Source organism: Paraburkholderia sp. BR14312 (genome assembly GCF_040948675.1).
GTDB lineage: Bacteria > Pseudomonadota > Gammaproteobacteria > Burkholderiales > Burkholderiaceae > Paraburkholderia > Paraburkholderia nodosa_A.
The window spans coordinates 92,472-115,488 of sequence record NZ_JBFPKI010000016.1; the positions used below are offsets into that span (position 1 = coordinate 92,472).

At 62.5% G+C, this 23,017-nt stretch carries 18 protein-coding genes and 1 pseudogene; 16 read left to right on the forward strand and 3 right to left on the reverse strand.

The features are described 5' to 3' along the window. Window positions 1-48 precede the first annotated feature (48 nt). Window positions 49-171: a hypothetical protein gene (locus AB3X98_RS35660; RefSeq protein ID WP_368604593.1), complete on the reverse strand. Its 123-nt coding sequence runs from the start codon at window positions 169-171 to the stop codon at window positions 49-51. On the opposite strand from AB3X98_RS35660, the pseudogene AB3X98_RS35665 reads away from it, so the two are divergent. Further along, window positions 137-4,828, forward strand: a pseudogene (locus AB3X98_RS35665) (beta strand repeat-containing protein); the annotation flags it as partial. The gene AB3X98_RS35660 and the pseudogene AB3X98_RS35665 overlap by 35 nt on opposite strands. A 1,385-nt stretch (window positions 4,829-6,213) precedes the next feature. Here AB3X98_RS35665 and AB3X98_RS35670 read toward each other — a convergent pair. Both AB3X98_RS35670 and AB3X98_RS35675 read right to left on the reverse strand, forming a co-directional pair. Then, window positions 6,214-6,483 (reverse strand): hypothetical protein, encoded by a 270-nt coding sequence (locus AB3X98_RS35670; RefSeq protein ID WP_368604592.1) that lies wholly within the window; start codon window positions 6,481-6,483, stop codon window positions 6,214-6,216. 147 nt (window positions 6,484-6,630) lie between these two features. Beyond that, entirely contained in the window at window positions 6,631-7,947 is a 1,317-nt protein-coding gene (locus AB3X98_RS35675; RefSeq protein WP_368604591.1) for a hypothetical protein, read from the reverse strand. Window positions 7,948-7,996: 49 nt separating this feature from the next. On the opposite strand from AB3X98_RS35675, the gene AB3X98_RS35680 reads away from it, so the two are divergent. The 15 genes from AB3X98_RS35680 (at window position 7,997) to AB3X98_RS35750 (ending at window position 22,923) form a co-directional block, all read left to right on the forward strand. Then, window positions 7,997-8,668, forward strand: a complete 672-nt coding sequence (locus AB3X98_RS35680) for a YadA family autotransporter adhesin (protein ID WP_368604641.1) — start codon at window positions 7,997-7,999, stop codon at window positions 8,666-8,668. 77 nt (window positions 8,669-8,745) lie between these two features. Further along, window positions 8,746-9,450 (forward strand): OmpA family protein, encoded by a 705-nt coding sequence (locus AB3X98_RS35685; protein ID WP_368604590.1) that lies wholly within the window; start codon window positions 8,746-8,748, stop codon window positions 9,448-9,450. Window positions 9,451-9,673: 223 nt separating this feature from the next. Further along, window positions 9,674-10,816, forward strand: a complete 1,143-nt coding sequence (locus AB3X98_RS35690; protein WP_368604589.1) for a DUF2827 family protein — start codon at window positions 9,674-9,676, stop codon at window positions 10,814-10,816. Beyond that, window positions 10,810-11,934, forward strand: coding sequence for a DUF2827 domain-containing protein (locus AB3X98_RS35695; RefSeq protein ID WP_368604587.1), 1,125 nt, complete (start codon window positions 10,810-10,812; stop codon window positions 11,932-11,934). The genes AB3X98_RS35690 and AB3X98_RS35695 overlap by 7 nt, the downstream gene beginning before the upstream one ends. 260 nt (window positions 11,935-12,194) lie before the next feature. After that, window positions 12,195-12,533, forward strand: a complete 339-nt coding sequence (locus AB3X98_RS35700; protein WP_368604586.1) for a hypothetical protein — start codon at window positions 12,195-12,197, stop codon at window positions 12,531-12,533. 124 nt (window positions 12,534-12,657) lie between these two features. Then, window positions 12,658-13,803, forward strand: coding sequence for a DUF2827 domain-containing protein (locus AB3X98_RS35705; protein ID WP_368604640.1), 1,146 nt, complete (start codon window positions 12,658-12,660; stop codon window positions 13,801-13,803). Then, window positions 13,800-14,723 (forward strand): peptidyl-prolyl cis-trans isomerase, encoded by a 924-nt coding sequence (locus AB3X98_RS35710; protein WP_368604585.1) that lies wholly within the window; start codon window positions 13,800-13,802, stop codon window positions 14,721-14,723. The genes AB3X98_RS35705 and AB3X98_RS35710 overlap by 4 nt, the downstream gene beginning before the upstream one ends. A gap of 20 nt (window positions 14,724-14,743) precedes the next feature. After that, on the forward strand, window positions 14,744-15,064 hold the full coding sequence (locus tag AB3X98_RS35715; RefSeq protein WP_368604584.1) for a hypothetical protein: 321 nt from the start codon (window positions 14,744-14,746) through the stop codon (window positions 15,062-15,064). Window positions 15,065-15,202: 138 nt separating this feature from the next. After that, a complete protein-coding gene (locus AB3X98_RS35720) occupies window positions 15,203-17,029 on the forward strand; it encodes a tetratricopeptide repeat protein (RefSeq protein ID WP_368604583.1) in 1,827 nt (608 codons plus the stop codon). Window positions 17,030-17,137: 108 nt separating this feature from the next. Beyond that, window positions 17,138-18,946, forward strand: coding sequence for an OmpA family protein (locus AB3X98_RS35725; protein ID WP_368604582.1), 1,809 nt, complete (start codon window positions 17,138-17,140; stop codon window positions 18,944-18,946). 413 nt (window positions 18,947-19,359) lie between these two features. Further along, complete coding sequence (locus AB3X98_RS35730; protein ID WP_368604639.1) at window positions 19,360-19,614, forward strand: GlsB/YeaQ/YmgE family stress response membrane protein; 255 nt, start codon at window positions 19,360-19,362, stop codon at window positions 19,612-19,614. Window positions 19,615-20,139: 525 nt separating this feature from the next. Beyond that, window positions 20,140-20,886, forward strand: a complete 747-nt coding sequence (locus tag AB3X98_RS35735) for a DUF2968 domain-containing protein (RefSeq protein ID WP_368604581.1) — start codon at window positions 20,140-20,142, stop codon at window positions 20,884-20,886. A 112-nt stretch (window positions 20,887-20,998) separates the two neighbouring features. Next, the gene (locus AB3X98_RS35740) at window positions 20,999-21,718 is read left to right on the forward strand and encodes a DUF2968 domain-containing protein (RefSeq protein ID WP_368604638.1); all 720 of its coding nucleotides are present in this window, start codon (window positions 20,999-21,001) and stop codon (window positions 21,716-21,718) included. 72 nt (window positions 21,719-21,790) lie between these two features. Next, the gene (locus tag AB3X98_RS35745) at window positions 21,791-22,189 is read left to right on the forward strand and encodes a hypothetical protein (RefSeq protein ID WP_368604580.1); all 399 of its coding nucleotides are present in this window, start codon (window positions 21,791-21,793) and stop codon (window positions 22,187-22,189) included. After that, complete coding sequence (locus AB3X98_RS35750) at window positions 22,186-22,923, forward strand: LuxR C-terminal-related transcriptional regulator (RefSeq protein ID WP_368604579.1); 738 nt, start codon at window positions 22,186-22,188, stop codon at window positions 22,921-22,923. The genes AB3X98_RS35745 and AB3X98_RS35750 overlap by 4 nt, the downstream gene beginning before the upstream one ends. Window positions 22,924-23,017: the final 94 nt, after the last annotated feature.

Sequence of the window (23,017 nt, forward strand, 5' to 3'; positions counted from 1 at the left end):
GAATTCGGAAGCGGTGAAGTACGACCTCAATTCCGACGGCTCGGTGAACTACACGAGCGTGACGCTCGATCCGGGCGGCTCGGCCGCGCAGATCCACAATGTGGCGGCCGGCACGGCCTCGACGGATGCGGTGAATGTGTCGCAGCTGAGCACGGCGGTATCGAGCAGCAAGACGCACTATTTCAGCGTCAACGACAACGGCACGACGGGCAGCAACTACAGCAACGACGGCGCGACGGGCACGAACGCGCTGGCCGTTGGGGTAGGGGCATCGGCAGCTGGCACCGATGCAACGGCCGTTGGCTACAACTCGCAGGCGCTGGGTGCCTCGACGATGGCGCTGGGCGACAGCAATACGGCAGCGGCAGCGGCGGGCCAAGGCTCGATCGCCGGCGGCTACCAGTCGCAGGTGCTCAGCGGCACGGGCGCGGTGGCGCTCGGCTATCAGCAGACGGCGAGCGGTGACGGCGCGGTGGCCATCGGTGACCCGAACACGGCCACCGGGACCGGTGCCGTTGCGGTGGGCGCCAACAACACGGCGTCGGGCAACGGTGCGGTGGCGCTTGGCGCTTCGAACTCGGCACTCGGCACTGCGTCGGTTGCGCTGGGAAGCGCGTCGATTGCCAGTGCGACGGGCGCCGTAGCCGTTGGCGCAGCAGCGAGTGCCGCTGCACAGAACGGAATAGCCATTGGCGCGAGCGCGGTCGCGACCAACGCCGGCGACGTTGCACTGGGTTCGAATTCCGTTACGTCGACTGCCAATCCGACGTCAAGCGTGACCCTCGGTGGTACGACGTACAGCTTTGCCGGTACCAATCCGGCGAGCGTGGTCAGCGTCGGCAATACCGGTGCGGAACGCCAGATTACCAATGTTGCGGCAGGGCGCATCAGCGCGACAAGTACCGACGCTGTCAATGGCTCGCAACTGTATGCGACGAACCAGGCCGTCACCAAACTCTCGACTTCCACCTCCACCACCGTCAGCTCTCTTTCGACCGGCGTCAGTTCGCTCTCGACCGGCCTGTCAACGACCAACAGCAATGTGGCATCGTTGTCCACGTCGACGTCGACCACTGCCAGTTCTCTGTCGACGGGCCTTTCGACGGCAAAGAGCACTGTCACTTCGCTTTCGACCTCGACGTCCACGGCTGCGAGCTCGCTGTCGACCGGACTGTCGACGACAAACAGCACAGCCGCGTCCTTGTCAACGTCGACCTCGACCTCGGAGAGCTCACTCTCGACCGGCCTTTCGGTCACCAACAGCACGGTAGGATCGCTGTCCACATCGACTTCGACTGCAGAAAGCTCGCTTTCGACGGCCGTCTCGACAACTGACAGCACGGTTGCATCGCTCTCGACATCGACGTCGACGAGCGCAAGCTCGCTGTCCACGGGGCTCTCGAGCACCAATAGCACGGTCGCCTCGGTGTCGACCTCGGTGTCGACCACGGCAAGCTCGCTCTCGACGGGCGTCAGTTCCCTGTCGACGGCACTGAGCACGACCGACAGCAACGTGTCTTCGCTCTCCACATCGACGTCGACAACGGCGAGCTCGCTGTCCACGGGGGTGAGCTCGCTCTCCACGGGCCTGTCGACGACCAACAGCAGTGTGGCATCGCTGTCGACCTCTTCGTCGACGGGCATTGCGTCCGTTTCGACCACGGTCAGCACGCTGAATTCGGAAGCGGTGAAGTACGACCTCAATTCCGACGGCTCGGTGAACTACACGAGCGTGACGCTCGATCCGGGCGGCTCGGCCGCGCAGATCCACAATGTGGCGGCCGGCACGGCCTCGACGGATGCGGTGAATGTGTCGCAGCTGAGCACGGCGGTATCGAGCAGCAAGACGCACTATTTCAGCGTCAACGACAACGGCACGACGGGCAGCAACTACAGCAACGACGGCGCGACGGGCACGGATGCCGTCGCCATTGGCGTGGGAGCGACGGCAGGCGGGACTTCCGCCATAGCGCTCGGTACTTCCGCAAGTGCGTCGGCAACGAATGCCACGGCGATCGGAAACGGAGCCCAGGCGCTGGCAGCGTCCACGGTAGCGCTCGGAGACTCAAACACCGTTGCCGCTGCCGCAGGTCAGGGATCGATTGCGGCTGGATACCAATCGCAGGTTGTCAGTGGCAGCGGGGCAGTCGCGCTCGGTTATCAGCAGACGGCAAGCGGTAACGGCGCGGTGGCGATTGGTGACCCGAATTCAGCCACGGGTACGGGCGCCGTTGCTGTTGGTTCCAACAATACCGCCGCGGGCACGGGCGCAGTCGCACTGGGCAGCGGTAATCTGGCAACCGGTACGGGCTCCGTTGCGGTGGGCAGCGCATCGACGGCTGCTGCAGCGGGAGGCGTGGCGCTGGGCGCGGGCGCCACAGCGACCAATGCTGGCGACGTTGCGCTCGGCTCGGGATCGGTGAGCGCGACAGCCAACGCAACGTCGGGCACGACGATTGGCGGGACGACCTATTCGTTCGCTGGTACGACGCCAGCAGGTGTGGTGAGCGTGGGCTCGGCGGGCGCTGAGCGGCAGATCACGAATGTCGCGGCTGGCCAGCTGTCTGCGACGAGTACCGATGCCGTCAATGGCTCGCAGCTTTTCGCGACCAATCAGGCCATCGGTACCCTTTCGACGTCGACCTCCACGGCCGTGACTTCGCTGTCGACGGGCGTCAGCTCGCTGTCCACGGGGCTTTCGACGACCAACAGCACCGTCGGGTCGCTCTCGACCTCAACGTCGACCACAGCAAGTTCCCTGTCGACGGGGATGAGTTCGCTCTCAACAGGTCTTTCCACGACCGACAGCACGGTTGCATCCCTCTCGACTTCGACGTCGACCACGGCGAGCTCCCTGTCCACGGGGCTCTCGACGACCGAGAGCACGGTCGGATCGCTGTCCACGTCAACTTCAACGACAGCAAGTTCACTGTCAACAGGCGTAAGTTCGTTGTCGACGGCGCTGAGCACGACAGATAGCACCGTCACTTCGCTCTCGACCTCGACGTCGACGACGGCAAGTTCGCTGTCCACGGGCGTCAGTTCCCTGTCCACGTCCACATCGACAGTCGCAAGCTCGCTGTCCACGGGGCTTTCGACCACCGATAGCACGGTCGCCTCTGTGTCGACCTCCGTGTCGACGACGGCAAGCTCGCTGTCGACGGGCGTCAGTTCCCTGTCCACGGCACTGAGCACGACCGACAGCAATGTCGCGTCGCTCTCCACCTCGACTTCGACAGCCGACAGCTCGCTGTCGACCGGGTTGTCGACGACCGCCAGTACGGTGACGTCGCTGTCGACTTCGACCTCCTCGTCGGTGAGTTCGCTTTCCACCGGCCTGTCGACGACCAATAGCGCAGTAACCTCGCTGTCCACGTCGAACTCGACGACGGGAAGCTCTCTGTCGACGGGATTGAGCACGACTGACAGTAATGTGGCATCGCTCTCTACGTCGACGTCGACGAGCGCGAGCTCGCTGTCCACGGGTCTCTCGACCACCAATAGCACGGTCGCCTCGGTGTCGACCTCGGTGTCGACGACGGCAAGCTCGCTCTCCACGGGTGTCAGCTCCCTGTCTACGGCCCTGAGCACGACCGACAGCAACGTGGCTTCGCTTTCCACATCGACGTCGACGAGCGCAAGCTCGCTGTCCACGGGGCTCTCGAGCACCAATAGCACGGTCGCCTCGGTGTCGACCTCGGTGTCGACCACGGCAAGCTCGCTCTCGACGGGCGTCAGTTCCCTGTCGACGGCACTGAGCACGACCGACAGCAACGTGTCTTCGCTCTCCACATCGACGTCGACAACGGCGAGCTCGCTGTCCACGGGGGTGAGCTCGCTCTCCACGGGCCTGTCGACGACCAACAGCAGTGTGGCATCGCTGTCGACCTCTTCGTCGACGGGCATTGCGTCCGTTTCGACCACGGTCAGCACGCTGAATTCGGAAGCGGTGAAGTACGACCTCAATTCCGACGGCTCGGTGAACTACACGAGCGTGACGCTCGATCCGGGCGGCTCGGCCGCGCAGATCCACAATGTGGCGGCCGGCACGGCCTCGACGGATGCGGTGAATGTGTCGCAGCTGAGCACGGCGGTATCGAGCAGCAAGACGCACTATTTCAGCGTCAACGACAACGGCACGACGGGCAGCAACTACAGCAACGACGGCGCGACGGGCACGAACGCGCTGGCCGTTGGGGTAGGGGCATCGGCAGCTGGCACCGATGCAACGGCCGTTGGCTACAACTCGCAGGCGCTGGGTGCCTCGACGATGGCGCTGGGCGACAGCAACACGGCAGCGGCAGCGGCGGGCCAGGGCTCGATCGCCGGCGGCTACCACTCGCAGGTGCTCAGCGGCACGGGCGCGGTGGCGCTCGGCTACCAGCAGACGGCGAGCGGTGACGGCGCGGTGGCCATCGGTGACCCGAACACGGCCACCGGGACGGGCGCCGTTGCGGTGGGCGCCAACAACACGGCGTCGGGCACGGGCGCAATTGCGCTCGGCAGTTCCAACCTCGCTACGGGCACCGGCTCCATTGCGCTGGGCAGCGCCTCGACGGCGGCGTCGAGCGGTGCGGTCGCACTCGGTGCGGGCGCGACGGCGACCAGCGCCAATGACGTGGCACTGGGCTCGGGTTCGGTAACCGCCGCGGCCAACCCGACCTCGAGCACGACGATCGGCGGCACGACGTACAGCTTTGCGGGCACGAGCCCGACGAGCGTGGTGAGCGTGGGCTCGGCGGGCGCCGAGCGCCAGATCACGAACGTGGCGGCAGGCCAGCTCTCGGCAACCAGCACCGACGCAGTCAACGGTTCGCAGCTGTATGCGGCCACCCAGGCGATCGATACGCTGTCGACCTCGACCTCCACGTCGGTCAGCTCACTCTCGACTGGCCTGAGCACGACGAACAGCAACCTGGCGTCGCTCTCGACGACAACAGGATCGATTTCGACAGGCCTTAGCTCGCTCTCGACTGCCGTATCGACCACCGACAGCTCGGTCGCGTCACTCTCGACGTCTACGTCCACGACGGCGGGTTCGCTTTCGACGGCCGTCAGTACGACCGATAGCAGCGTCACTTCGCTGTCCACCTCGACCTCGACGACGGCAAGTTCCCTTTCGACGGGTGTCAGCTCGCTGTCGACGGGCCTGAGCACGACGGATAGCTCCGTAGCGTCGTTGTCGACTTCGACCTCGACGACGGCAAATTCGCTCTCGACGGGCCTGAGCACGACTGATAGCACGGTAGCGTCACTGTCGACGTCCACGTCCACGACGGCAAGCTCGCTGTCGACGGGCGTGAGTTCGCTCTCGACGTCGAGCTCGACGGCCGTCAGTTCGCTTTCCACCGCGTTGAGCACGACCGACAGCAGCGTCGCTTCGCTCTCCACGTCAACCTCGACGACGGCGAGTTCCCTCTCGACGGGGCTTTCGACGACAGACAGCACGGTCGGGTCGTTGTCGACGTCGACGTCGAGCGCAGTCAGCTCGCTCTCGACGGGCCTGTCGAGCACGGACAGCAACCTTGCATCCCTGTCGACCTCGACCTCGACCACGGCGAGCTCGCTGTCCACCAGTACGAGCTCCCTGTCGACGGCGCTTAGCACGACCGACAGCACCGTGACATCGCTGTCGACGTCCACGTCGACAACGGCAAGTTCGCTTTCCACAGGGGTCAGTTCGTTGTCGACTGCCTTGAGTACGACCGACAGCACGGTGACCTCGCTGTCGACCTCGACCTCGACGACGGCAAGTTCGCTGTCCACGGGTGTCAGCTCGCTCTCGACGGCGTTGAGCACGACCGATAGCACGGTCGGCTCGCTGTCCACCTCGACTTCGAGCGCGACCAGCTCACTGTCGACCGGTGTCAGTTCCCTTTCCACGGGCGTGAGTTCGTTGTCCACTGCACTGAGCACGACGGACAGCAGTGTTGCATCGCTGTCGACCTCGACGTCGACGACAGCAAGTTCGCTGTCGACGGGTGTCAGTTCCCTTTCGACAGGGCTGTCGACCACGAACAGCAATGTTGCGTCGCTGTCGACGTCCGCCTCGAGCGCGACGAGCTCCCTCTCGACCGGCCTGTCGAGCACGAACAGCAACGTTTCCTCGCTCTCGACATCGTCCTCGACTGCCGCGGCGTCACTCTCGACCTTGGTGTCCACCACGCGTACGCACTACTACAGTGTGAACGACAACGGGACCACACAGGGCAACTACAACAACGACGGAGCAACGGGTGTCAACGCACTTGCGGCGGGCACGAACGCAACCGCTGCCGGCGCGAGCGCCGTGGCAGTGGGCAACAGCTCGAACGCCGCTGGCGCCAGCTCGGTCGCAGTGGGCGACGCCTCCACTGCATCTGCAGCGAGCGCACTGGCTCTCGGCTCGGGCGCCACGGCGACCAATGCAGGTTCGGTCGCCCTGGGTTCGGGCTCAGTAACGGCCGCGGCCAATCCGACCTCCACGGCAACGATCGGCGGCACGACCTACAGCTTCGCGGGAACGAGCCCCGCCAGCGTGGTCAGTGTCGGCTCGGCGGGAGCAGAGCGGCAGATCACCAACGTGGCGGCCGGCGAACTGTCGGCAACCAGCACGGACGCTGTCAACGGCTCGCAGCTGTACGCAACCGATCAGGCCGTCGACACCCTGTCGACCTCGACCTCCACGGCGACCAGCTCGCTGTCGACCGGCCTGAGCGCAACGAACAGCACGGTCGCGTCGCTGTCTACCTCGACAGGCTCGATCTCGACATCGATCAGTTCGCTGTCGACGGCGGTCTCGACGACTGACAGCAACGTGGCGTCCCTGTCCACATCCACGTCGACGTCGACGAGCTCGCTCTCGACGGCACTGAGCACGACCGACAGCACCGTCGCTTCCCTGTCGACGTCGACGTCCAGCGGCATCGGTAGCCTTTCGACGACCATTATCACGGTCGAGAGTGTGGTTTCGTCGCTGTCCACGTCGACCTCCACTGCGACAAGTTCGCTGTCGACCGGTCTGTCGTCGACCAACAGTAGCGTGGCCTCGCTCTCGACCTCCACGTCGACGTCTGAAAGCTCGCTCTCGACCGGGCTTTCATCGACGACCAGCAGTGTGTCTTCGCTGTCGACGTCGAGTTCGACGGCCACGAGTTCACTCTCGACGGGTCTGTCGTCGACCAACAGCAGTGTGACGTCGCTGTCCACGTCGACTTCGACGAGCGCAAGCTCGCTGTCGACGGCGCTTAGCACGACCGACAGCACGGCGGCATCCCTGTCGACCTCGACCTCGACGACGGCGAGCTCCCTGTCGACGGGTCTGTCGTCGACCAACAGCACAGTCTCGTCGCTGTCGACGTCGAGTTCGACGGCCACGAGTTCGCTGTCGACGGGCCTGTCCTCCACGAACAGCACCGTGTCCTCGCTGTCGACTTCGGCTTCGACCGGTATCAGTTCGCTGTCAACTGCGCTTTCGACGACTGACAGCAACCTGTCGTCGTTGTCGACGTCGAGCTCCACAGCCACGAGCTCGCTGTCAACCGGCCTGTCGTCGACCAACAGCAGCGTGACGTCGCTCTCAACCTCGACGTCGACCACCGCCAGTTCGCTGTCGACCGGTCTGAGCACGACAAACAGCACGGTCGATTCGTTGTCGACCACCATCAGTGGGACGAACAGCAATATTGCGTCGCTGTCGACCTCGACGTCGACCACGGCAACGTCCCTGTCAACGGGCGTCAGTTCGCTGTCGACGGGGCTGTCGACGACCAACAGTACCGTCGGGTCGCTGTCGACCACGACAAGTGCGCTGTCCACGGCCGTCAGTTCGGCGACGAGTACGGTCGCGTCCATGTCGACGACAGTCGGTTCGATTTCGACAGGCCTGTCGACGACGAACAGCACGGTGGGCTCACTCTCGACTTCCACGTCGAGCGCTATCGGTTCGCTGTCTACGGCCGTATCCACGACCGATAGCAGTGTCTCGTCGCTCTCAACGTCGACTTCGACGGCCGCCGTGTCGCTTTCGACACTGGTCTCGACTGTCCGTCCGCACTACTACAGCGTCAACGACGGGGGCACAGCTACCGGTAACTACAACAACGACGGCGCCACCGGCACGAATGCGATCGCAATTGGTACCAACGCTAGCGCATCAGGTGCCAGCGCCGTCGCGCTCGGTAACGCGGCAAATGCTTCGGCAGATGGCGCGACCGTTGTCGGTGCGAGTGCGCTCGTGTCCGCCACCAAGGGCGTTGCAATCGGTTCGGGGGCGACGGCAACGGCTGCCAATTCGGTCGCACTCGGCGCGGGTTCGATCGCGTCCGAAGCCAATACGGTGTCGGTCGGCTCGAGCGGCAGCGAACGGCGTATCACCAACGTCGCGGCAGGCGTCAATCCGACCGACGCGGTGAACGTGTCGCAACTGTCCGCCGTCCAGCAGGGGGTCAACAAGGTCGCGCGGACCGCCTATGCCGGGGTTGCCGGAGCGACAGCGCTGACGATGATTCCCGACGTGGATGCAGGCAAGACGCTGTCGATTGGCATCGGCTCGGCGAGCTACCAGGGTTATGGCGCAGTTGCGCTTGGCTTCACGGCCCGGTTGACCAACAACGTGAAGCTGCGCGGAGGCTTTAGCAGCAGCAGCGCCGGTTATTCCTTCGGCGCTGGTATGAGTTACCAGTGGTAATGCCGCCCGGCCGGCTGCATCAGGGCAACACCTGCTCCCATATGCACCGGCCGCTCATTACCGAACGAGAGGCAACGATGAAATCAGAGATTCGAGCATCAACCCGACTCCTGCTGGCGGTGACCACTGTGCTCGCTGGCTGCACGGCGGCCTCGGGCCCGACCTGGGACGCTTACTCGGTCGTCATGCCGGGAAATGAGAAGGCGTATCAGGTCGACTGCAATGGTCTGCTTGAGGGCCCTTCGGTGTGCTATCAGAAGGCGCGCGAAATCTGCGGACAACTGCCGGTACGACCTGTACGTGAAGTCGCCGGTCTCGAGCGGGGAAGTGAAGGGCAGCGCGACGTGCGCAGCATCACGTTCCAGTGCGGTGCGGCGCCAGTGCCGGCCGTGCAGCCCGCCCAGCCAGCGGCGCCTGCCGTTTCGCCGCCAACGCAGGTGATCTCGCTGGCTGGGGATGCCAATTTCGACTTCGACAAGGCCACCTTGACGGACGAAGCAAGACGCAGGCTCGACCGCTTGGTGAGCGAGGCGAAAGGGATCGAATTCCGCTCCGTCGCAGTAAGTGGCCATACCGACTCGATTGGTACGGATCAGTACAACCTCGCGCTCTCCCAGCGGCGGGCCGAATCGGTTGCGCAGTACCTGAAGACGAGTGGTCTGCACGCGCGTCAAATCACCGCGCAAGGGTATGGCAAGAGCAACCCCATCGCATCCAACAGCACGGAAAGTGGTCGCGCCGCAAACAGGAGAGTGGATATTGAACTGAATCAGGAGCGTTAAAAATTATGCAGGTCTTCACCTCGTCCTGACGGATTGCCCTTTTTTGGGGTGACCAGAAGCGTACCGGTGGAGTTTCGGAAGGGCTGCTGCCCCGAGTGGCTCTTCCATTTTTTTCCGGTGACAGGATCGTCACAGACAAAGCTGGATCAAACGGGGAAATGGAAGGCGTTTTGCCATTTATCGAGACCAATAATGGAGATGCCCTGCGGGGCATTCAGGCGAGATGCGAATTGGAATTTCAGTGTTGACCCACACCGGACAGAGTGTGTGGGAGAACGGCCTGGGACAGAACGTGGTGTTCCTCGCGCGGCTTTTGCGCGAGTTGCCGTTTGTCTCGGACGTGGTGCTGCTCAATTGCGGTGACCAGACGAGCCTGCCTTCAGAGGCGGAGGGCGTGCTGCCAGGCGTACGGCTGGTGCCGGCACGCGAAGCAACAGGCCTCATTGACGTGGCCATCGAGATGGGTGGTGGCCTCGACGTCGAGTGGCTGGACTATCTGCGTGCGCTCAGCAAGAAGGTCGTTTTCTTTTGTTGCGGCCAGCCCTACGCCGGTCTGATCGAACCGACCATCTTCAAAAAGGGTGGCTACTTCTCGCGCGCTGACCGGTGCGACGAAATCTGGATGCTGCGCAAGGATCGTGCGCTCACATCGATGATGCAGGCGTTGCATCGTTGCCCCGTGTACGAGGTGCCATTTCTCTGGGATTCCGTGTTCATCGAACGGCGGGCATCGCTTGTGGCCGAAGCCGGATACCAGTTCGGATATCAACCCCAGGCGGATCGAAAGACGCAGAGGGGCTTCAACGTCGCGATTTTTGAGCCAAACATTTCGGTGCTCAAGTGCTGCGTCATTCCGATGCTGATTGCTGACGCCGCGTACCGTAGCGAGCGAGCCTCGGTCGAACGCCTGCACGTGCTCAACAGCGTGCAGATGAAGGATCATCCCAGCTTCTCGTTCCTGACGAACTCGCTCGAACTCCATTCCGGCGACCGCATCCACCTCGACCAGCGGCACGACTTCGTGGGTTACATGAGTCAGCATGCGGACGCCGTCATTGCCCATCAATGGCAGAACGACCAGAACATCCTGCATCTGGATGCGCTATACGGCGGGTATCCCCTCATCCACAATTCGCAGTGGCTCGCAGAGCTCGGTTACTACTATCCCGACTCCGATGTGCGGGCGGGCGCGGGCAGACTGATCGAAGCCGCGCGTGAGCACGATGCGCGGCATTCGCTCTATACCCAGAAGGCGCGCGAGTTTCTGGCCGGGCTTGGTAGCAATACACTGGCCAATCGTTCTGCCTACGCCCGGCGTCTACTGCACGTTCAACCGCACCACACGGGGGGGCTCGCTCCATGCTGAACGGACGACAACTCAAGGTCGGCGTAACGATTTTCCTCAGGCCGGGATATCAGTCGATCTGGGAAAACGGAATCTTCCAGAACTGCTACTTCCTCGCCATGCTGCTTTTGCAGTCGCCGTTGGTCAAGGAGGTCTACCTCGTCAATGGTGGAGACGGTGTTGTGGAGAAAGCGGCCGGTTTTCTGGAGTTCGCTCCGGCACCCGTGATCGATCTCGAGACGGCGCGGGAGAAGCTTGACGTCATCATCGAACTGAGCGCACAGCTCAATCCTGACTGGGCCCGTGCGTTTCGCGCGCGTGGCGGACGTGTCATCGCGATGCGTGTCGCCAACGACTACGTCATCGATATCGAGCGCATGATGTTTGGCTTGCCGCATGGAATGCTTGTGTCCGGCACCCCCTACGATGCCATCTGGACCTTGCCCGCATTCGAAAAGATGTGTGCCGGCTACTACGAGACTGCAATGCGCTGCCCGGTACAGGCAGTTCAGCACCTCTGGAGCCCGCTGTTGCTCGAACGCTCGCTGGATGGTGCGAATGCGGCCGAGACGTTTAGTTACGTTCCCGGCCGAAAACAGTGGCGTCTCGCGATTCTTGAACCCAACATCTGCATGGTGAAGACCTCGCACCTTTCGATGCTCATCGCGGACTGCGCGCACCGGGATGTGCCAGACATGATCGAGTGGCTGCGCGTCTTCAATACGGTCCACCTGAAATCCGACTCGCAGTTCGTGGGGTTTGCCCGCAGCCTCGATCTCGTCCGTCATGGCCGGGCGACGTTTGAGCCACGTTTGCCTGTCTACGAAATCCTGGGCCGGCAGGCGGACGCCGTGATTTCTCACCAGTGGGAAAACGCGCAAAACTACGTCTACTACGAAGCCCTGTACGGTGGCTTTCCGCTGATTCACAACTCGGAGTTTCTCGACGGCTGTGGCTACCGGTACGACGGATTCGACTGCGCGGACGGCGCCCTCGCACTGCGCGAGGCATTCGCCACGCACGACATTGCGCTCGCCGACTATCACAGCGCCGCGCGGGCGTTCCTGGCGACGCTCGATCCGCAAGCACCGGCAAACGTCGAGCAATACAGCGCCGCCATCGGAGGACTCTTCCAATGACCATGTTGAGCCTTCCGCGGGTTGCCCGATGCGACGCGCCCGTGCGCAGCCGGGCTGCGTCGATGCGTGGTGCCGCTGCTGTGACGGTGGCGCTTGCGCTCGTCACATGTGGTCCTGCTTTCGCCCAGCCGTTGCCGGCTGCGCCTGAGTCGCAGACGATCCTTGCACAGGTGGCGCAAAACGTGGGCGTGCGGCGCTGTTACCCGGCAGTCAGTGCAGTCTCAAGCCGCATGTTTGCCAATACGCGACGCGCAGACGTCATGCTCGACTGGGACAAGGAGAACCCCGACGGTGCGCCGTTTTTCTCGGTTTCGGGTCTTGACTATGGCGACAATGCCGCGCTTTTGTCGCTCACGACCGTGCCGTCGCTCGTCAGTGGTTGCACCGTGATGGTGGAACGCATCTCAAGTGCGCCCGTTGCCTGCCGGGAAGTGGCCCGCTCGGAACTGCAGGGCTACCAGGCGAGTGTGCTCGTCAGATCGGTCACCGTCTACACGACGCCAGCCCGTCCCCGCGAAACCGTAACGCTGGTCGATGCACCGCCCTCGTGCGTGGTTTTGAGGCGGCAGGTGCAATACGGCAGGAGTGTGGACAGATGAGTTCAGTCAATCTCCACGCAACCGGACGGCGTGACGCAGCGCGTGCGCAGCGTGCATATCGAGCGCGATGCGTTTCAGGCGGCCGCGGTACGGGCACTGTCATCGGCACTGGGATGGAAAACGAATGAAGAACGGACGACCCCTGCGAATCGGTATCACCATTGGCCTGCGCGACGAGGCGGAAAGCCTCTGGGTCAACGGTATCAAACAGAACGCGTTGTATCTCGCGAAGCTTTTCCGGCACTCGCCGCTCGGCCACGAGGTGAGACTCGTGAACACGACCGCGGTCCCGATCACGTCGCGTCTGCCATGGGATCTCGAACAGTTCCCCGTGTGCAGTTTTGAAGACGCGAAGGATGGTCTGGATGTGCTCATTGAACTTGGCGGACAGATCAATAGCGAACAGACCACCTATCTGAAGACCCGGGGTACGCGGGTCGTGAGCTATTGCTGCGGGCCGGAATACGTACAGATGATGGAAGCGATGATCTTTTCGCGCCGCATGTGTGATTCCGTCTTCATTAACCAGCACTATGACCAGGTCTGGGTCATTCCCCAGGTGATGGAGACCAGTGCGTCTTTTTTTAGCGTGCTACGCCGGCAGACCGTGCGGGAAGTACCGTTTGTCTGGGACCCCGTCTGTCTGAACATGCGCACCCGGGATCTGCCGTTTGCGGGCGAGTACCGCCCGCGCTCGGGCGCCATGCGGCTTTCCATCATGGAAGCGAATATCGATGTGCTCAAGTTCTGCCTCTACCCGCTACTGATTGCCGAGACCGCCTACCGGGAGGTGGGCAGGCGCATCGGTTACGTGCACGTGACGAACGCGGAGCATCTCGCGCGACAAAGCCCCGAATTTATCGGCATCGCACAGCATCTGGACCTGGTGCGCGACAGCAAGGTGAGCTTCGTCGGCCGGTATGACACGCCGCAGTTCCTGTCCGATCACACGGACATTGTGGTTTCGCATCAGTGGGGTCTTGCCCTGAACTATTTCTATTTCGATGTTTGCTGGAATGGGTACGCGCTGGTTCATAACGCGCATCTGTGCAGTGACATTGGCTACTTCTATCCGCAGAACGACGTCGACCGGGGTGCGAGCCAGCTTGTGAAGGCCATCGAGCATCACAACCGGGACTGGAAGTCGTACCGTGACCAGCAACGCAAGGCGATCCAGCCTTTTCTCGCATCCGACAGGAAGCTAATCGGGCAATACGACCAGTTGCTGGCCGCACTGGTCAGCGAGCCGGGCAGCACGGTGAAACGATGAATTGCAACCCGGAGATGAAAGGACCACAGATGAAAAAGTTTCTGACAGTAAAGGCCGCAAAGCATTCCGACGGTACGGCGACCCGGCGTAGCAGATCAGGTCTTGCGTGCATTATTGCGGCGGTTCTCACGCACGGCGCCTTTGGACAGACAGCGCCAGGCCCTATGCCGGCGGACAGCGTCGTCGCGCGCGTCAACGGCGTTGCGATCGGACAGGGTGCGCTCGATCGCGCCGTCAGGGAAAGCGGCCAGGCCGACACACCGGCGCTGCGCGCGACGATGCGCCAGGGACTGATTGCGCGCGAGCTGATACGTCAGGCAGCAGAGCACGACGGTCTGGCCAGCACGCCAGCCGTGCAGGAACTCGTCGAGCGCACACGCGTTGATGCGGAAAACCGCCTTTACATCGAGCGCCACGCCCAGGGAGCGAAAGTCGGCGACGCGCAGGTGCGCGCGCGGTATGACGCCATCGTTTCGTCGCTAGGCAAGCAGGAATACAAGGCACGGGTGATTACGGTAAGGGGGGACGCGGCTGCCCAGGACGTGCTCGCACGCCTTCGATCCGGCCAACGGTTCGAAACGCTGGCCACGCAATTGAGCATTGCGCCCAGCAGGTCCTCGGGCGGCGAGCTGCCCTGGGTGAGTTTTGCCGAGCCACCCGTCGAGGGGCACACGCAGGGGCTTCCGTTGCCGCTGGCACGTGCGATCTCAACGCTGTCACCGGGCGAGACGCAACAGACGCCGGTGGTTGTGGGCGACCAGCGCGTCATCGTCAGGCTGGACGAGCGGCGGGCGACGGCGATTCCTGGATATGACGCGGTGAAGGACCAGATTCGGCGCCAGATGGAGAACGAGGCGCGTGATGACGCATTCAGCCGGATGGTGGGCGCGCTTGCCGACAAGGCAACGCTCAGCCAGTGAGAACCGGAAGGGAGGATGACATGAACGCGCAAGCCTATACGGACCGGTTCGTCGCAAACACGCTTGCCAGCTGGCTGATCGCCTGCGCCGTGATGCTGGCGGTGCTCAATCTCGCGCCAGCGACGAACTGGTGGCTTCGCATGTCCACATTGCGCGAGACCGCCATGGCGGGCGGAGTGGCCGGATGCGCGGCACTGCTTGTGCCGGAGTTGTGCGGGCGCCTTGTCGCGAGACGCGACGCGCTCTTCTTAAAGGAAGGCACGGGTGCCGCGGCGTGGAGCGGAAGGGCAGTCGGGGTGCTGTTCGGGTTGTTTTGTGGCGCTGCAGTGCAGGTGATGTGAGCTTGTTACGGGCAACGATCGCGTTAAACCGGCATACCTTCGGTGTGTCAGCGATCGATGCATCTTGAATGAGACCAGAAAAAAGGGGATGGGATACGGCTGCGGGCTGGATGGCCCGCAACGTGACTCCAGTAACGTATGGAACAGCTAGCAACTTCTCTTGACGAAATCGAAGCCCTCATCGATCAGGGCGACCTTGTTTCGGCCTCGCGGCTTATCGAGGCCCGGGGTGCGGCAAACTCTGATGACGCTGCGGAACGCATTGTCGCGAGTCGCGTTTTGGGACTCCGTGGGCGGTACGCCGAGGCGGCGACCCTGCTCGACCATGTGCTCGCCAGCGACCCGCGCAACCCACGAGCGCTCGTTGAGCGTGCGCGGCTTGCGGTACGGCTCGGCCAGGACGCCGATGCTCAGATGTGGTTCGCTCGCGCCTATGAAGGTATCAATGGTTTCGAGGACTGGATCGTCGACTGGATCGATGTCCTCCTGCGCCTGCAGGACTTCGACCTTGCCCGTGAAGTCGCGACGACTCACTGCGAGCGCGCTTCAGAGCACGCAGGCGTGTGGTTCCGGCTCGGTCTTGCGCATCAGCAGGCGCGTCATCATCTGCAGGCGCTGGATGCCTATCGCCACGCGCAGAAGCTCGAGCCTGCGCTGCCGATGCTCTTGAATAACATTGGCGCGGCCCATCTTGAACTTCGGGAGTATTTCGAGGCTCGGGCGTCGCTGGATCGGGCCCTGCGTCAGGATCCCGACAACGCTCTCGCATGGACCAATCTGGCGACCGTGCTGCTCAAGAGCGACGAGATTGCCGATAGTCTTGTCGCGGCCGAGCGTGCGTGCGCGCTTGCTCCGAACTATCCGACTGCTTTGCAGACGTATTCGTATGCGCTGCGCGAACATCAGCAGTGGGATGGCGCGCTGGAGACTGCCGAGCGCGCGCTGCGGCTGGATCCATCAAACGTGTCGCTCGTCTGGACTGTGGCGATGCTACAGCTCATGCGCGGCGACTACGCGAACGGCTGGCGCAACCACGAAGCGCGCTGGAACGGCTCGCCGGAGATGCGCGATATCAATCCGAATCTGCCTGTTTCAAAGTGGAACGGAGAACCGTTGCAGGGCAAGACCATTATGGTCTGGGGTGAGCAGGGGCACGGCGACGTGCTGCAGTTCGTGCGGTTCTTGCCGGAGATCGCCGCGCGCATCCGCGGCGAAGGCGGCAAGCTGGTGTACTGCTGTTTCGCCAGTCTCATGCCTTTGCTGGAGCGTAGCTTTGCCGGCGTGGCGGATGTCGTCACGCCTCATGACCAGCGGCCATTACCGGCGTTCGATTATCACCTGCCGCTGTGCAGCGTTCCGCTGCATCTGGGCACGACAATGCAAGACCTGCCCGTACGGAATTCCTACCTGAAGGCCGACGCGGACAAGGCCCGTGACTGGAAGAAGCGTCTGGGGAGCGGCGAAAAGCTGAAGGTCGGCGTCGCCTGGACAGGAAGCCGGACGCATCAGAGAAATCCGAACCGCTCGGTGCAGCCCGCAGCGCTGGCAAAAGCGCTTCGCGACATTCCGGGCGTCGAGTATTTCAGCGTGCAGGTCGATGCGGGAAATGAATTCCAGGAGCTTGTCGATAACGGGCTCGAGATAACCGACTACACGCAAGAGTTCCGCTCGTTCGATGATACGGCCGCGTTTGTGCGCAACCTGGATCTTGTCATTTCGGTATGCACATCGGTTGCCCATCTGGCTGGTGGACTCGGGGTGCCGACGTGGGTGCTGCTGGACGTCAATCCGCACTGGGTATGGATGACGGGGCGCAACGATTCGCCGTGGTATCCGGACGTCCGGCTGTTTCGTCAGCGCGAGTACCGTCAGTGGCAACCAGTACTGGACGACATCTCGTCCACGCTTCGCGAACTGGTCAACAGGTCCATCCCCGACCAGTCGTCGCTGGAACGGCACAGCTAAAGCATACGAACGACGCATGTCATGAACGCGCACGGCCGACCTTAACCGATACGGACGCAGGTCGCTGCGCGCAGCATGTGAGACGAATGGGAATTCAGGGGTATTCACGTGAAAAGCATCAATCTGGCACAGGAAGCCAACCTTGCCTTTTCAGGGGCCGTCAGGACCCGACTGGCGAGGCATATCGGTCTCTCGGAAGAAGTACTCGAAAACGTAGTCAGTCATGCAGGCCCGGTGCTGGTTGCATCCCTTATGGCCGCGTCAGCGTCGGTGCAGGGCGCACGCACGCTATTTGCCACGCTTCGATCGCCCGGTACGGACGCCAGGATCGGCGAACATTTGCCACAACTTGTGGCGACCACAGCGGGCATGAAGGATCTTGAGGCCTCGGGCGACGAGCTGTTGATGCGCGCGACGGATCGACGCGTCGCGACATTGAGCGATCATGTGGCAACGCTCGCCGGCGTGCCGCCCCAGGCCGCGCACGCCGTGTCAGGCATGGTGTCGTCAGTGCTCTTTGGAATCCTGAAGCATTTCATCCTGCTTGAGCAGGCGGACGTATCGCTATTGCCGGCCGTGCTAGATGGCCAGCTGCGCTCGGTCGCCGGATATGTGAATGACGGGGTGGCCACGGCGATCGGCTATGAGAATGCGGCGGGATTCACCGGTTCAGTCTCCGATCGTCTGGAAGAGACCGTGTCAGAACTGGCGCCCGCGGCGGAAAAGTCCGACAGGGCTGTGGCGACGATTTCGGTACCGAAGGACACCGCGCCGCCTGCAAAACAGCAACGCTCACCGGGTTCAAAAGGGATCTGGATACTGCTCGCGCTGCTGGCGGTCATTCTCGGTGGCGTATTTGCCTGGTCGCGCGTGAGCCCGGTTCAGGATGAGCCGGTTCGCCCTGCGCAGGCGATGAGCCCGTCCGCCGGGAGTACCACCGCCAGACCTGTGGGCGATCATGTTGCGTCCGGAACGATCGAGAGTGCAATAGCGCACGCAAGTCCCGCAAGTGCACCGGGTGTGGCGAGTGTCGCCGCAGTGTCTGCGCCTGCTGGCGTCCCCGATGCCGCCGCATCGGCCGTAGCCGGTCCGGGGACCAGCGCCGGTGAGGGCGATCAGCCTGCGGTCCATTCACAGTTCGCCTTTCAGTCGGACGGTTCAGGGCTGCTGTCGGTCAATGCGCTCCTCAGGGATGACGCGGAAAAGGCGAAGCTGATGGACGCGCTGGCGAACAGGTTCGGAACGCGCCGCGTCAACGCAGACGTCAACGTCGATCCGCGTTCGGCGTCCGCGGACTGGATGGCACACCTCGACGACGTTATGCCGTTGATGTCGGTGGCCGGCGCAGCGTTGCGCATCGACGGCCACCAGATTGAGCTGGCTGGGACCGCTGCCCGCCAGGACGCAGGCTGGCAGTCGCGGCTGCAGGGCGTGTTTGGCAAAGGCTACAACGTCGGCGTCTTCGATCCGGAAGGCTCGGTGTCGGGTGCCACCGATTCGTTTCTGCACGCCATGGCACGGTTGCTCCAGACGGAAGACCGCTGTACCGGAGCGATGGCCGCACGTGTGTTCAACCTGCAGGTGGTGAATTTTGCGAGTTCGAGCGGTCATGTGCCAACGTCCGCAAAGGAAAATCTGACTGAGACGGCACAACTCATGAAGGCCTGCGCCGACGGGGGCCATCCGATACGGTTCACGGTCGCTGCCTGGTCGGACAATGCGGGCGACCCGCAGTCGAACCTGCATCTATCCCAGAAGCGCGCCGAGGCTGTGCGTGCATTTCTGGTCGACGCAGGGGTGCCCGCGGGGCTGCTTGCTGCAAGGGGCAATGGCCGCGCGCAACCTGTCGCAAGCAACCTGACGCCTGGCGGCCGCTTTGCAAACCGACGGATCGTATTTATCCCCGATACACCGTAAATGAAACACCACGGTAGACGCACTGGAGCCCTGGACGAGCGGCAACCAGGTGCGCACCCGATTTTGTCTGTGTGCATTACTTGCATCCCGCACGCACGCATTAACCGGATTGGCGGCCGGAAAATCCGCCTGATTCTCTTATGGAGCCCTGTATGGCACGAAAACTGGTAGTCCCCCTTGCATTCATCGTTCTGGCGATGGCGGTCGCTCAGAGCGCTGAGGCGCGCATTCACCACTTGCGACATCACCATTACCACCACCTGCACGATTGAAAGTAACCGCTGCACGCAGCGTGCGGCGGAATATGCGCTCGTGAACCCGTCATCCGAACTTGACGAAAACACGCGCGAGGATCTGAAACTTATCGATAGCAGACAGAAGTCTGCTTCACCACACGGAGAGGATTTATGGGCATCGAACATCTGGTTGTCTGGCTGATCATTGGCGCGGTATCTGGCTGGCTCGCTGGGTTGATCGTAAATGGCAGCGGCTTCGGGCTGCTTGTGGACATTCTCGTTGGCATCGTGGGCGCCTTTGTCGGCGGCTGGCTGGCGTCGACGATCGGGATCAGCATTGGCGGCGGCTTTATCGGATCGATCATCGTCGCGGTCGTGGGTGCCGTCCTGCTGCTGTTCGTTATCCGGCTGGTACGCGGCGCGATTGCCTGACAGGCAAGCGGCCGGCTAGCGTAACCGCACGGTGCCCGTTGCGCCGTGCGGTTACTGCAGTACGGGTTCGCCCAAAAGATGCGTGGGGGCGCCCACGTGCTGGCCGCCCATCAGGCGCCACCGTTACAGTGCGAAACAACCAATGACTTATTGCGAAAATGAAGGGCTACGGGACCACAAGGAACCGATGGCGGAGATTGTCGAAAGGCGACAGTCCATGCGTTCGTCCAGCGGACCTTCGCGCTGGCGAACCATTGCGATTCTGGCTGTGATTCCGGGTGCGATGCTGTTTGCCTGGGCTTTCCTTCACCTGATTCTTTTTCTGGTGTTCGCGCGACCGGGTGCAGGTGGGTAGCGATACAGGCCGCCACAGAAACGCAGGCGAGTAAGTGTCGGTACGCGGGCGGCTGTTTTCGGCGCGTATCGCCAGCGTCCGTAGCAAGAGCGCCGCAAGTTGCAAGGCCTCGTTCGTGCGTCATTCGGATTCGAGCCCCGATCAATGTTCAAGATGTCGGACACACAGCTTTGAAAAACTTACTGAAGCGACAAGGCGATATCGCCACGAGCACTACTGAACCGCCTGTGCCGGCCGTGGACCCGGAGTACATATTGCCCGCGTCATCAGCAGGAACGGACGGGACGCAGGTGTCTCCCGAATCGGGCGACGCTGTCAGCGCCGTCGCGCCAGCCAGAGGGGTCACTGTCGTGAGTCTTCAGGCCGGCACACGATCGGTGCAGATGGCCGATGTCTCGCTTGTCGAGAGGCTGGGCGCCGAGAAGGCGCTGGTTCAGTTCAGGCTATTTCGCAGTTTTGACTATTCTGCGGTTCTCTCCTTTCACGGAGAAAATCAGGAATTCTATGTAGAGCTGTATCAGGAGCAGATCCTGTGGCGTGCATTCGTCGCCCCTGACCTCGAGTCGGCCGAGGCAGCGTTCCGGTACGTACAGGAGCAGATCGTCCGTATGACCGACGGCGAAGTCCGGCGTGCGCGGCTGAAAGCCCAGAATGAACGGCTCTCGAAGATGATCGCCGAGACCGAAGCGCAGGCAGAACGGCTGCGCAGTGACATCGAGCGCGATGCGACGCAGACCCAGCTGGTCAACGCGCGGCAGCACGAGGTTCGCAAGGAACTGGCGCAGCTTGAGGCGCAGCGCGTTGCTGCTCAGGCGCAACTGAACAAGGCGGCCAGATATGTCCAGAACCTCCGGTTGACGAACAGCGAGACGGTGCCCCATCTGAATACCCGTCGGGATGATGCCACGAGGAAATGACGGTCAGGGACTCTGATAAGGCTCAAGGCGGCCGTCAATACCGCGTCTTGAGGGACGCAAAGACGGACAGGGCGCGTTGCGAAACTGAACGGGAAGGGAAGATATTCAAGTGATGAACAGACAGTCCCATGGCCTCGTTCCCAAGACGGCGATGTACGTAGCAGTACTGATCGGTATAAGTGGCACCGCCGTTGCTCAGTCAGTGACGAAACCAGAAACGGAGGCGGTGACGCAGGCATTGCAGACAGCGTCCGGCGACGCGGTGTCTGAGCCGCGCGGGGAGGTTGCCGAGTTTCAGCATCTGCGCGCAGACGGGCGCCTCGCCACGGTGCGCAGCAGCGCGAACGGGAGCTACAGCGCACAGATGCTGTTTGACAGACAGGATGGACGCTATTACGCGGCGTTGCTGCAGCACGACAATGTATGGCGGGTCATAGCAGCGGGGGACGAAGCTCAGGCGAACGCAACCTATCTGGCGTTCCGCAGGCAGACGGAGAAACTCGGTGATGTCGAACTGCGACGCACGAGGGCCGAAGCGGAAAAACTGAGTGCTGAACGGCAACTGGCGGAAACACAGGATAAGGAGAACCGTTTGCGGGCGGACATCGACGTGGCGAAGCAGCAGGCTCAGGCGGTCGCTGAACGCGAGTCACAGCAGCGCGCAGAGGTGGACGATCTGCGTGCCCAACGCGATGCCGCGACGGCGCAACTGATCGCAACCCAGGCACAGGTCGGGCAACTCCAGCGCCAGGTGTACGCGGGCTTGCCTGTCGCCGCACGCAGTCATCGGGCAAAGCCGGCGACGCAGCAGGCGACGAAGCAGGCACCATGATCTCGTTCCAGGCAGGCCTGCTCAACGTGTGGTTTTTTCTTCCGCGCATTTCGCCCGGACAAGGAGATGGACGTGAATGATCTTGAAGACCACGAGCTGCCTTGCGGTGACGGGACGACCGATTCAACGCGCGCCTCCCGGCAGACAGTGCGGCGCCTGGGCGCGAAGCGAACGTTCCTCGCCGAGCTTGAGCGGTCCGGAGCGAGCACGCAGGCAATCAGGGTGGCCGTCGCAGCAGCGCCCCATCTCGATTTCAATGCACCGCGGCGCTTGCCGAGCCTTGACTTGCGGGCCCGAAATAGTCTGACGGAACAGCAGTGGGAGGCGGCCTTGAACGAACTGGTACAGCTGGGCGCCTTTCGCAAGTTCAGGCCCGTTTCTCCACACCGGCGCGTGCCGTCCTACCGGCTCGACTGGGCATTTCTTCGCCATCGACGGACAACATGCATCACATCCGGGGACGACAAATGAATGCGGTTTCTGCGTTGGGAGTGCCCGGATCGCATGCTGTGGACGTTGACAGTTCGGTGCAGCATGCGTTGACGGAGGGTTGTGATCGTCTTGCATGCGAGGTGCGGATCGTGCTCGTCAGTGGGTATGCGCTGGTACGAGCGGCGATTGTCCAGTTGCTGACGGCGCACTGCGGTATGAAGGTAGTCGCCGATCTTGACGCGGAAGTGGCAACTATTGCGGCCGCTTCGAACCTCGTCGCAGATCTTGTGATGTTTGACGCGACCGCGTCGCGTGGTGACTGCCTGACGATAGTCAGAAAGCTGCGCGACCGACAACCTGCGATTCCGATTCTTGTGTTGGGATCGTCGCTCGACGCCGCAGCGATCCCAATGTTGGTGCGTGCGGGAGCGAGCGGTTGCATCGCTAGTGAAAGTGCCGCCGAGACGCTGATCGACGCTGCACGGAAGATGGCGGCGGGTGAACGGTATATCGATCCGCGGATGGTTGACGCGGTGTTTTTTGGACAGCCCTGTTCGAGCGTCGAGCAGGCAAAGCGATTGTCGCATCGCGAGAGCCAGGTCCTGCAACTTATCACGTCGGGGTGCACCCCGAGCAATATTGCACGTGAACTGTCGCTGAGTATCAAGACGGTGAGCACGCACAAGGCCCGGCTCATGAAAAAGCTGAACGTACAAAGCAACGCGGACCTGGTGCGGTATGCGTTGCGGCATGGACTGGCCCAGCTCAACTAGCACAGGCGCGCTCATAAGCGCAGATTTCGCAGGGAAAAACGCCGCAATGAAGAAAAGGACATTGACCCGTTGCCATAACGGCCGGACCTCCTTT

What these genes read in the sequence shown, in the direction of transcription:
- AB3X98_RS35710 (WP_368604585.1), top strand. Translation starts at nt 13,800, where the DNA reads ATGAATTGCAACCCGGAGATGAAAGGACCACAGATGAAAAAGTTTCTG.
- AB3X98_RS35720 (WP_368604583.1), top strand. Translation starts at nt 15,203, where the DNA reads ATGGAACAGCTAGCAACTTCTCTTGACGAAATCGAAGCCCTCATCGAT.
- AB3X98_RS35715 (WP_368604584.1), top strand. Translation starts at nt 14,744, where the DNA reads ATGAACGCGCAAGCCTATACGGACCGGTTCGTCGCAAACACGCTTGCC.
- AB3X98_RS35740 (WP_368604638.1), top strand. Translation starts at nt 20,999, where the DNA reads ATGAACAGACAGTCCCATGGCCTCGTTCCCAAGACGGCGATGTACGTA.
- AB3X98_RS35700 (WP_368604586.1), top strand. Translation starts at nt 12,195, where the DNA reads ATGCTCGACTGGGACAAGGAGAACCCCGACGGTGCGCCGTTTTTCTCG.
- AB3X98_RS35695 (WP_368604587.1), top strand. Translation starts at nt 10,810, where the DNA reads ATGCTGAACGGACGACAACTCAAGGTCGGCGTAACGATTTTCCTCAGG.
- AB3X98_RS35685 (WP_368604590.1), top strand. Translation starts at nt 8,746, where the DNA reads ATGAAATCAGAGATTCGAGCATCAACCCGACTCCTGCTGGCGGTGACC.
- AB3X98_RS35705 (WP_368604640.1), top strand. Translation starts at nt 12,658, where the DNA reads ATGAAGAACGGACGACCCCTGCGAATCGGTATCACCATTGGCCTGCGC.
- AB3X98_RS35690 (WP_368604589.1), top strand. Translation starts at nt 9,674, where the DNA reads ATGCGAATTGGAATTTCAGTGTTGACCCACACCGGACAGAGTGTGTGG.
- AB3X98_RS35750 (WP_368604579.1), top strand. Translation starts at nt 22,186, where the DNA reads ATGAATGCGGTTTCTGCGTTGGGAGTGCCCGGATCGCATGCTGTGGAC.